Below are 11,273 nucleotides of genomic sequence, written 5' to 3'. Positions count from 1 at the left end.
ATTATTAACTGATTTTTGAATTTTAAATGCATCTGTTAATAGCAGGTGCATTTTAGCTAAATTTATATTTATCATATAAATTGGTTATTTGTCTTGTGTGAGGGTAAGTAGAGTCTGGAAAATAAATTCTTATAATAATTACTTAATAATATAGTCACCATTTTTTGATTTTTTCTTAACTGGCTTTATTCACTTTGAACGATCATGAATACCATGGTTATGTATTTTTATTGTATTTCTAATAAATGATATACGCAATTAACTTGAAGATGCAGGAATTAAAGTCTGGAAATTATCGGTCAGCCGGGTAGCTAATTCCTGTCCTTTTTCGGGTAAGGTGACATGAAAAAAATGATGAAGGGTTTTACGGAACGTTTTGGCATCTGGGAAATAGACATTGTTTCGTACCTGCTCATTCGCGTACTTCCATAATCGCTGAATCGGGTTGAGGTTAGGGCTGTAAGCAACTGTCTTGAACATAAAAATTATGGCGCAACGTGATGGTAAGATGCATTCCATTCTTTGTTCTTTCTGAGCATTGTATTTAGGATAGTCAGCAACTTGCGCATACAGGCAACCAACGCCACTTTTTTGGCTTTTCCGGCGGCAAGCAGACGCATGTAAAACGCCTTTATCACTGGATTAAATCGGGCTGCCACGAGCGCAGACATGTACAGTGCTGTTCTTACCCCAGCCCTGCCGCCAAAAATGGTTCGCCGACCACGCATAGTGCCCGAGTCGCGGTTTACGGGCGCAACACCCACAAGTGCGCTGATTTCACGTCGTGAGAGGTGACCCAGTTCCGGAACCTCAGCCAACAAGGCGGCAACCGTCATAGTGCCAACACCTTTAACGCTGCTCAACCGTTCAGAAAGCGCTTTAAAGTGGCTCTTGAGATGCTGGTTCATGTCTGTATCGATTCGGGCAAGTTCACTTTCCAGCGCTTTGATAATGATATTAATGCTTTTTCTGTTTTGCGGATGGGAAGGGTACAGCCGGTTACGTTCAGCCACCAACATCGTAATTAACTGGCGTCTGCGCACTACCATAGCCGCAAGAATCTGACGTTCAGCGTCTGGCAGAGCCCGGATAAAACGTTCCCGTTTCGGATGACGATTAATGACCTCCGCCATCTGTGCGAGTACTCTGGCGTCAATACGGTCAGTTTTTGCCAGATATCCCATCGCCCGGGCAAAGTCACGTGCCTGTCTGGGGTTAATAACAGCAACGTCAAAACTTTCTGCCTGAAGCGAGCAGGCCACGGCGGCTTCAAGCCCGCCAGTGGCCTCCATCAGAATCAGCGCAACGGAATGCGTTCTCAACTCAGCAAGAATGGCATCAAAACCATCAGAGTCGTTACTTGCAGTGAACTGAGCAAACTCATGACTGGCAGCGATGTCCAGTGTTGCTTTAGAAACATCAATGCCCACACAGAGTGGATTTGGCAGACTCATTATTACCCCTCCTTGCAAATACGTTATGGAATACGGACAACTGTTCGGGTTTCAGATGAGTGGCTGGGTGTATGCGCCAATCGCTTACAGACGGGCTAGGAACCCTAGGCGGTATCAGGCTGCATACACCGCACCAAATCTAATCGTATTTATTTTAACCTACATTTAAGATACAAGGCGGCAGATAATGCAACCTGATATTCAGGACTTCGGCAAAAAATTGAACTATTTCAGCACGGTGGTAACCCGCTCCATCCAGAATAAGATGAATTCTTTGTGAAAGCGGATACGTTTCCCGGATGGCACCGAAAAACAGGACGACATTTTTCGCGTTAATCGTCGGATAGTCACGGATCACCGTCGCTTCAATCCGTTGCAAATTGAGGGCGCCCATAATGTTGAGGCGGGTACGGCTGCCGGTGGTTTCGACCACTTTAACCTGCTTCCTTCCACGCTTCATCCAGCCGTCATTTAATTTTGTAGATTGGGTAGGATGCACTGCATCAATAAACAAAATCGGCTCATTTTGCCCACATTCCGCTTTCAGCGCGTTGTAGCGCTCAATAAACTGTTGCTGTTTATCCGTATCGAATTTATGCGGTGTTCCCACCGGCTTCTTGTAGTTGAATCCCTGACGGTGGAGCCATTTTGTCATCCCGGCCACAGAGAACGTGACCTGCCAGCGTGCCCCGACCCAAGCAACAATTTGAGCTGTCGTGTGCATCAAATTTGCCGTCAGATACGCGATTCACTCTGTTGTTTGCTCGGCAGACAGACGGCTTTCAGAGCCCCCATTTTCAGGGCCGAGTTTTTCCTCAGAGAAGTAGTCCTTCAGATGGCGACTCACCGTACTTTCATGAATACGCAAAGCCTGAGCAATCATCTGAGCAGTCCAGCCTTCTGAGGCTAAAAGCATGGCTTTGATACGGTCACGGATGCGCCCATCACGAGTCGTATCGTGCATCAATTCAAGCGCTTCTTTTTGGGCATCTGTCAGGGTAATTTTCATGGGCGCGATTTTGATCTGATAGGAATGAAAAATCAAGCATCTTCAATGACGATGGGTATAGTGATTACTTTTATTTATCGCCCGATAAAAACCTTTCATTACTTAATAATAAAAAAGTTTCCTACTTTATGTTGATTGTGCAAAAAGCTTTTATTTCAACTGATAATTTAATGTGAATGTGCAGATGAAATTTTGCATTCTCTTGAGGAACGTAACTATGAAGTTTATTTTTGTTAATAAATCCCTGCGATTTTTAATATTAATTTTTTCTTTTTTATTACCGTTTGTCTCGATGAATACATTTTCAGTGAGTGAAGATCATCAAAACCTAACAGTAAAACCACTTTTTCCGAGTGCGAGCGATGAAAATAATTTGGATGTAACAGAAAAAGATAAAGCTGGCGTAATTGCACAAAATATTCAGACGATAGGTGGTTTATTATCATCCTCGTCATCTCAACTTACAGAACAGGCGAAATCCTACGCTTTAGGAAGAGTAAACGGAGTAATAAATAGTGAGGTACAAGAATGGTTGTCACAACTTGGTACAGCCAGAGTTAATTTATCTCTCGATAGAAAAGGTAAACTGCATAACAGTTCATTAGATCTGTTATTTCCACTTTATGATAACAAAGTAGACTGGCTGGTTTTTTCTCAGTTGGGTTATCGCAATAAAGACAGCCGAAATACGGTTAACCTCGGTTTTGGCAGCCGTTATTTCACTTCGGGCTGGATGTATGGTTTTAATACTTTCTTTGATCAGGATATTACGGGAAAAAATAACCGGCTGGGATTAGGGGCAGAAGCATGGGCTGATTACCTTAAATTATCAGCCAATACCTATATTCGCCTGAGTAAATGGCACCAGTCACGGGATGATAAAGACTGGGAAGAGCGCCCTGCTAATGGTTTTGATATCAATGGCGAGTTCTTCTTGCCTGCTTATCCGCACATCGGCAGTAAACTGGGTTACGAAAAATACTTCGGTGATAACGTGACTCTGTTTAACCGTGATACCAAACAGAAAAACCCCGGCTTTGCCAAAGTAGGCATAACTTATACACCAATCCCTCTGATAACGATGGGCATAGATTACCGACATGGCAGCAACAAACACAGTGATGCCCGCTTTCAGGCCAATTTAAACTATAGATTTGGTGTCCCGCTGAGTGTTCAGTTATCACCGGATAGCGTTGCATCAATGCGCACACTGGCAGGCAGCCGCTATGATTTGGTGGAAAGGAATAACAACATTGTGTTGGATCATAGGGAAAAACCAAGACTGGAAATTAGCATACCGAATATCATTCAGGGACGTGGTGCTCAGGAGGTACCAGTAACAGCTAACGTGGAGTCAAATAGGCCGGCTAAATTGGTTAAATGGAGTGCAGGAGAAGAGTTCTACAAAAATGGCGGAGTACTTCCTAGTAGCGGTAATTCCATTAGAGTTACACTACCAAGATATCTTGATAAAGGTGTAAACAGTTACCCAATTCATGCAATGGTGGAATTAGAGAATGGCAAGCTCTCCAGAACAGCTGAAATGACTGTTAAGGTTACTGGAGGAGGTCCATTCGAAGGTAATATGAAAGTCTCTCCTGACGGAATTATTTCCGGAAATGGGAAGGATACGTATACTTATAAGGCTTTAATTCTTGATGAAAAAAGTGCTCAACCGTTGCGTAATCATAGTTTTGAGAATGTAACATGGAGTATTGTAAATAATAAATTACCGGAGCATGTGAAATTTAAAGAAACGAAAACCACTACAGATGGTGACGGATATTTAATTGCTTCACTGGTAAGTAGTGTGGGAGTGGATGATGTCAGAGTTAAAATGGAGTTTACCAATGATGACAAGAAATTATATGAGATCAATGCCGAAAGACCGGTGAGTTTTAAAGCGGTGCCGCAAAATTCTGGGCTAATGATAACCACCCCTAATGGTCATAGCATGCACTTTAATGTGGAGGAGACGATTGATAAAGAAAAAAGAACTAGACCTTATAATGTTTATAGTGGCTTAGTTATTAAATTGGTAAAAGGAGATTCGGAAGAGCTGACCGGTCATCTCGTTGGAGCACATGTCGAATATAAATCTACGTCTAATCTTGTAGAAATAGATCATGCAGGAAATATTACTTTCCCTGTTGAGAATTTTAGTTTATCTAAAGAAGCAATTGTTACAGCGACAGTAACCGAGCCTGATACAAAGGCCAAATATATTTATAAACATACATTTAAACCTCAGAGATATGTTTTTAGCCCTCAGGTTCCTAATGAAGGTTATGTACAGTTACAGGATGATTCTGGCAATGGTAAGTGCGAAACGATGAACCCAACATATTCTTGGGGACGTCACGCAAAGTCAATAACTTTACAAGATATTGGCTTATCAAAATCCAATGATCAAACTTCTTTGATGGGTGAATATCAGGATATGGGGATTACGGGTTTTGGGATGTTTCCTTTATATAATGATGCTATGAAGAGTTCGAAGTTAAAAGTATTAGCAGCTAATGAAAGTCCATCTAAATTTGTTTTATATGATTACGTTGAAGAAAGGGTGGATGGTCTGAATACTGATCTTGGTCGATTATTTTGTATGTTAGAAGGTTAAAGATAAGAGCTAATGAAAAACACAGGTTTTAGGACGCCTGTGTTTTTATTTTTTAACAATCAGATTGTTTATTAGTAATATCTGGTCAATTAATGAACTCAGTTCAATAAATTTTCATTATCAACCGATAACCAAAAGTTATTGGAGGAGTATAAAATATTTCCTAATATATAAATTGGGTAAGCTGTCTTACTCTAGTAATTTAGTATCAAAAAACGGTAACTAATAATAACATCTACTTGGGTGCTTATATATGCCATCATATATTGGTAAAATTATTGTTTTTTTCACGATCGTTTATACGTTACTTATCCCTTCTACCATTATGAATGCGTTTGCTGAAGGGTATATAAACCATGAAAAAACAATAACATCTAAGATAGATAATGTAGACACCCAAGTAACTGAATCAAGTAAAAAATTTCTAACTCCAAAAACCGATAAAAAAGACGGAGCAGGAAATACAAGTAATACATCAGAATATGAACATGCAGATGCTATTGGACGAAATATTCAGATGGCAGGGAATATTCTATCGTCATCCTCTTCAGAATTAGCAGAACAAGCCAAATCTTATGCTTTGGGTAAAGTTAACAGCACTATCTCTTCCGAAGCTCAAAAATGGTTATCCCAATCTGGTACAGCAAAAATTAACTTTGGTTTTGACAGAAAAGGCAGGCTTGAAAATAACTCAGTAGATCTGCTATTGCCTATTTATGATAATCAAGCTGCATGGTTCTTTTTTTCCCAATTAGGTTACCGTAACAAAGATAGCCGGAACACAGTTAACCTCGGTTTGGGAGGGCGTTATTTTTCTCAGAACTGGATGTATGGCCTGAATACTTTTTATGACTATGACATTACGGGTAAAAACAGACGGGTAGGGTTGGGAGGAGAGCTTTGGGGAGATTATATTAAATTTTCTACCAACGGTTATTACCGCTTAAGTGACTGGCAAATCTCGCGGAATTTCGAGGAGCATCACGAACGACCCGCCAATGGCTACGATATTAACGGAGAATTCTTCCTATCTGCCTACCCTAATCTGGGAGGCAAATTTTCTTATGAGCAATACTTCGGCGATAACGTGACGTTATTTAACCGAAAGACCAAGCAAAAAAATCCAAGTCTGGCAAAAATGGGCGTGACGTATACACCAATTCCATTGATAACAGTGGGCGTTGACTATAAACAAGGAGAGAGGGGGCAGAGTGAAACCCAATTTCTGACAAACTTTAATCTCAGATTTGGCGTGCCACTGAGTGCACAGTTATCCCCGGATAACGTTGCATCAATGCGAACACTGGCAGGCAGCCGTTATGATTTGGTGGAAAGGAATAATAATATAGTGCTTGAACATCGGGAGGTGCCGAAGTCTGAGCTTTCTGTACCGGGAATTATTGTGGGTTATAGCCGTGAAATACATGACATTACGAAAGAGTTATCTGCAAATACAGCTATTCAACAGATTAATATTGAAAAGGGAAATGCAAAAGAGGAATTTATAAAGAATGGAGGGGATATATATTTAAATTCTGGGGAAATTTATATTAAATTCCCTAAGTACTTATCGGGTGAAAATAAAAATAATAGTTATGCGCTCAATATATCTGCTGAATTAAAAAATGATCAAAAAACAAAACCTAAACAAATGAACGTTATTGTCAGACCTTTTGAGATTAAAAAAGGAGAGGGCGCTAATTTCACACCTCCAGGCCCCCTATTGGCCTCAGGAGATCAAGGATATACTTTTAATCCTATTATTACTTCTGATACCCCTAACAATCCTAACGTGATTAAGAATGCAATCATCCATAATGTTGAATGGTTCGCGATACCAGTGGGTGCATCAGCGTCAGCGGTAGCAATAGGGACCTCAGCAGCATCATTAACGTTGGACGATAATATCTGTAAAAATAAAGAAATTACAGATAAATTGAAATTCAAGCCCAACAGTTCATTCAAGCAAATAAATATAATGAATGATGGACATATTGCAGAGCGTGATCGTGTCACACTAATGAGCACGGGATTCGTTGGCGCAGTTGCTGTTTGTGTAGCGATGGATAGTCAGCCTAGGAAATTTATGGGAAAAGTGGTTTTTGATGCCAAAACCACCCCCCTTCCCTACCATATTAAAGAGATTACCGTCACACCCGCTAAAACCATAACGGCGGATGGTAAGCAATTCTATACTTATACGGCACAATTCGTTGATAATGAAAATCATCATTTGCAGAAAAAAACAACAATCTCTGGTGTTAAATGGAATATAAAAAATCCTGTAACCGGACTGACTTTGGATGCCCCAAAAGGCGATGTAGAAACAGATGAAACCGGGAAATTACAGGCCAAATTAACAAGTACAGTGAAAGTCGATGATGTCATGGTTTCACTGGCTATTGAAGGCTTAGCTCCTGTAGACGCACGGGCAGTATCTTTCAAATTAGAAAATATTATTGTGACACATGATTGTAGTAATGAATTATTAGTTTTTGATACCTGTAAATATACAGCAAAAGTGACTAATTCTGATGATAACCCTGAGAAAGGGACGGTAACTTGGAAGTTGAAAAAAAATATCAATGGAGTCTGTCTGACTCCTGCTGAAAATGGGACCTGTCCGAATCCTCCTGCTGAATCTGTTAAAACAGTAATAGGTGTTGATGGTATAGCTACAATAAAACTTAAAAGCGAAGTTGCTGCATCAGATGTGATTGTTACAGCCTCAACGGGGGGAAATACAGAGGAAGCACCACCAGTAGAATTTAAGTGGCCAACAATTCAGAGTGTGAAGTTAGATAATCCTAATGGCTCTGTTGTTCCGGGCGAAAAACCATATTCTATTACAGCTAAAGTGAAAGGAGCTGATGGAAAAACGGGCTATTCGGGTGACAAATTCAAATTTAAATGGAGTGTTGAGCCTCAAAATGATCATTTATCCCTAGAACCTTCAGAAGACGTCAGCGAGGTATCTGGTGGTGAGTTAAAAGCGCAGTTAAACAGTAATAAAGAAAAGACTCCCCCTGATACCGTTGCTACGGTATGTTTGACAGCTGTTGGAGCGCCTCTTCTCACCGAAGATCAGAAAAAAAATCAGTGTGTAGAATCTATTAAGTTTAAATTGCCACCATTTGACATTGAGAGTGTTATTGTTGGCACTATGGACAAACATGGTAAATTCCATAAAGGCTATGACTCTTCTAATCCACTGGTTGCTGATGGAAATCAGGCATATGCATACCAAGCAACAATTAAGAATAAAGAAACAGGCAAACCAATTTCCAATTACGAATTCAGTGCTAGTGATGTGAATTGGGAGCGTGACCATGAAAAAATCAATACAACAGAATTTCCGATACCTGAAATCGTTTCATATAAAACGAATAATGATGGTCAGTTATATGCAATGTTAAAAAGTAACGTGGGTGTTGATGATGTTAGTGTGAAACTATACATGACTGATTCAAATGGAACAAAATTATCTAAGTCTGCTGATGAAAAAGTTGATTTTGAGGCAATAATAAAGTCTGTAGGATTATATGTTATTAATCAATATGATGAGAAAGTTAATAAATTTGTCCCTGCTGAGATATCAAAAAGACCATACATTTACTTCGATAGTTTGGTTTTCGAACTTAGAAAAAATGAAAACAAACCATTGGCTGATCCTCCGAAAGATTATAATGTTACTTTTGTTGATGAAGCATATCAGAATGGTACTAACTCCAATCCTATTATTTATCAGGATCCTAATAATAAAAATAGATTATTGATGGTTGGCTACCCAGGAGAATCAAATATCATTGCTAATGTTACAAAGATAGAAAATGGTGCGAAATATAGCTACTCCTATACAATAAGCTTTAGGAGATATCTCTTTACTTTGAGTACTAGACTTACTCAATATAAAATAAATGACAATCATTCATGTGAAACTTCACCAATAGCGGGTCATACTTATCGTTCACCGACTAAAAATCAGGTTGTAGGTTCAGGTATAGTTCTTGCTAAGGAGTTTCCAAATGCATTCAAATGGGGATTGTTTCACAATTTTGGAGGCATTGCTATAGAAGGGTCTGCTAAATTTAAGGTACTAAAAGACTCTGCCAGTGGTAACAGTCAGCCTTCAGAAGGTGATTTTCTGGTATATGATGCATATCATAATAAAATAGTGCCTAATTATGATGGTCTAGGAAACCCAGTTGAAATATTTATTATATGTAGTTCTTTTTCTGGTGCGATAAACGCAAATTATTAATATTCATATCTACAAAATAATTATCTTAAGAAATATTTTGATGCTTAGTTATTTTTATTATTAAGATGATATTATTCCTTTGAGTGATAACTATTTTTCATTATTCACTCCATATTTTATTTTTTATAATGATTAGAGGAAGTGTAAGAAAATTTTTATAAAATCATTAAGTTATTTATAATATGGGACTAAGATTATGAAAAAAGAATTAATTGTTGATTATAACATGGATACTAATTTAAAAATATCTGTACAAGATCAAGCTACTGTTGCTATTGGTCAGAATTTTATGTTGGAAATTACATATACGTCACCAAGTGGACCTTTATCACATCTTTTTAAAATGACTGTGATCCCTAAATTAGGGCAACAAGGATTGAAAATAGTTCCCGTTTCTGATTCAGATTTAACAGGACAAGAATCAACTTATACAAAAAAAGTGTACTGCATTATTGAAGATACAGTGCTAAGTACATCAACAGGTACCAAATTAAGTTATGTGATTAAATATGGAAACCCTGGGGCTACACCTAAAACCGAAACTATTACATATATAGCAAAAGAATTAGGGAAATATAGCTTGCAGTTGAAGACTAATCAGAGTGTATGTATAACCCCTGATACAGATGCTCCATTTAGCAATACTCTAGGTAGTTATATTTCGTACTCTACTAAGCTTGTTGATAAAAATACCGGTGATCCATTTAAATATACGCCATTTAATGTTTACTCACTTATACCAAATGATATAAATGAGGATCATGGAAAGGTATCTATTACTAATGATCCGAGTGGTAGTATAACACCAACTCTTATCCCGCTGGATATGAATGGAAACAGGCCTACTTTATCCCTTACCACTGATGTGAATGGGGATGTAAGTTTTCGCGTATATCCAAAAAAAGATACACCGGCATCATTGACATTAGTAAGTAATATTTCAGGGTTGGGTCCTACTGGGGATTTAAATATTAGAACAGCTGCAATATATATGATTACACCTCCACCAGAATATAATTTAAACCCACCACCTTTTCCACCCAATATACAAAGTCCTTATGGTAGTATCGTAATTGGTAAAGATGGGCAGAATACATTTGAAGCTGAAGTTATGCCATATAGTAATCTTAACCCTAGTGATAAAATTTTGTTTTTTTCTAAAAGTAATAATGGAGCACCTGATCCAAACGGGCTGGTTTTACCTATAAAATCTCTTAGTGAAGCTGGTCTTAATTCTAATCAGAATTATAATTTTGATATTCCTTACAGCATGTTCAATGAAGACGTATTATCATATCTTTATTATGTTGTTGCTTCGGAAGCCGGAAATATCCAATATTCTGGTACTACAGCTTTTACCTATAAAGGTGGTGGAGATAAAATTCCATCTAATAATGTAAATCGGTTATATAATAAAGTCACTGTCTTTAATAGTTTTGTTGATTATAAAAATGATCCACTTCTTAGTAGCAATGGCTCTAAAATCCATGAAATATTAGAGGAGTCAAGTGTTAATTATCATGATATTTCAAATTATGCTAATAATGGTTCAAAAGATCCCAGTGCCGGTCTATTTTTGAAAATAGTTGCAAGTAATGATCCTAACGATACGGATTACCCACAGGTACAGACAGGTATAAATGTTCATGCAAACATCTATATTAAATCAGGTTCTCAAAATTTTAAAAATCCTACTACTATACACAAAAAATTGTCATTTACACCTGATAAACCTGGAGGGAAGCATTGTACTACAATAATCCCGGTAGATTATACCTTACTACAAGGGATTCCTTCCTATGAGAATGGCGATCACGCATGGATTTATATAGAATATTATACTATAGATGTGCAAAGTAATGAAAAAATATATAGTAAATATTGGCAGGATATTATTGAAACAACCATTACTAATGGTTAGTGATATTC

General features: G+C 38.2%; 4 protein-coding genes and 2 pseudogenes. 3 read left to right on the top strand and 3 right to left on the bottom strand.

What is annotated here, in order from left to right:
• Positions 1-258: 258 nt before the first annotated feature.
• The 3 genes and pseudogenes from AACX38_RS02095 to AACX38_RS02085 all read right to left on the bottom strand — a co-directional run.
• A pseudogene (locus AACX38_RS02095) lies at positions 259-462 on the bottom strand (IS630 family transposase); the annotation flags it as partial.
• A 23-nt stretch (positions 463-485) separates the two neighbouring features.
• The gene (locus AACX38_RS02090; RefSeq protein ID WP_228865621.1) at positions 486-1,454 is read right to left on the bottom strand and encodes an IS110 family transposase; all 969 of its coding nucleotides are present in this window, start codon (positions 1,452-1,454) and stop codon (positions 486-488) included.
• A 175-nt stretch (positions 1,455-1,629) separates the two neighbouring features.
• Positions 1,630-2,463 (bottom strand): annotated as a pseudogene (locus tag AACX38_RS02085) (IS630 family transposase); the annotation flags it as partial.
• Between the two features lie 217 nt (positions 2,464-2,680).
• Between AACX38_RS02085 and AACX38_RS02080 the strand changes: the two are divergent.
• The 3 genes from AACX38_RS02080 to AACX38_RS02070 all read left to right on the top strand — a co-directional run bounded on the left by AACX38_RS02080 (position 2,681) and on the right by AACX38_RS02070 (position 11,265).
• A complete protein-coding gene (locus AACX38_RS02080) occupies positions 2,681-5,083 on the top strand; it encodes an inverse autotransporter beta domain-containing protein (protein WP_228865620.1) in 2,403 nt (800 codons plus the stop codon).
• 253 nt (positions 5,084-5,336) lie between these two features.
• Positions 5,337-9,344 carry an inverse autotransporter beta domain-containing protein gene (locus AACX38_RS02075; RefSeq protein ID WP_228865619.1) on the top strand — a complete coding sequence of 1,336 codons (4,008 nt, stop codon included), beginning with the start codon at positions 5,337-5,339 and terminating at the stop codon, positions 9,342-9,344.
• A gap of 196 nt (positions 9,345-9,540) precedes the next feature.
• Positions 9,541-11,265, top strand: coding sequence for a hypothetical protein (locus AACX38_RS02070; RefSeq protein ID WP_228865618.1), 1,725 nt, complete (start codon positions 9,541-9,543; stop codon positions 11,263-11,265).
• The last annotated feature ends 8 nt before the right edge of the window (positions 11,266-11,273 follow it).

Origin of the sequence: Xenorhabdus sp. PB30.3 (assembly GCF_963895965.1) — a bacterium.
GTDB classification, from domain to species: domain Bacteria; phylum Pseudomonadota; class Gammaproteobacteria; order Enterobacterales; family Enterobacteriaceae; genus Xenorhabdus; species Xenorhabdus stockiae.
This window is presented reverse-complemented; position numbering and strand designations above follow the sequence as displayed.

What these genes read in the sequence shown, in the direction of transcription:
- AACX38_RS02090 (WP_228865621.1), bottom strand. Translation starts at nt 1,454, where the DNA reads ATGAGTCTGCCAAATCCACTCTGTGTGGGCATTGATGTTTCTAAAGCA.
- AACX38_RS02080 (WP_228865620.1), top strand. Translation starts at nt 2,681, where the DNA reads ATGAAGTTTATTTTTGTTAATAAATCCCTGCGATTTTTAATATTAATT.
- AACX38_RS02075 (WP_228865619.1), top strand. Translation starts at nt 5,337, where the DNA reads ATGCCATCATATATTGGTAAAATTATTGTTTTTTTCACGATCGTTTAT.
- AACX38_RS02070 (WP_228865618.1), top strand. Translation starts at nt 9,541, where the DNA reads ATGAAAAAAGAATTAATTGTTGATTATAACATGGATACTAATTTAAAA.